Source organism: Anaerovorax odorimutans, assembly GCF_024459955.1.
Lineage (GTDB): Bacteria > Bacillota > Clostridia > Peptostreptococcales > Anaerovoracaceae > Hominibacterium > Hominibacterium odorimutans_A.
This window is the reverse complement of sequence record NZ_JANFXK010000261.1, coordinates 1-214: the sequence shown is the minus strand read 5'-3', so window position 1 is coordinate 214 and position 214 is coordinate 1. Positions and strand designations below refer to the sequence as shown.

The 214-nt window shown below is 47.2% G+C and carries 1 pseudogene; it reads left to right on the top strand.

Annotation, left to right across the window (positions count from 1 at the left end):
- Positions 1-214: pseudogene (locus tag NE619_RS18715) on the top strand (methionyl-tRNA formyltransferase); the annotation flags it as partial.

The window sequence follows — 214 nt, the reverse complement described above, 5'->3', positions numbered from 1 at the left end:
ATATGATTTTAAAGACCGAGATCCCGATCGCAGAAGACGAGACAGGAGAGTCGCTTCATGACAAACTGGCAGAAGCAGGCGCCGCTCTCTGCGTAAAAACATTGCATGCAATAGAAAATAAAACAGCAGTGTTTGAAAAGCAGCCGGAAAGCCCGACTGCTTATGCGAAAATGCTCACGAAAGATCTTGGCAATATCGACTGGGCGAAATCGGC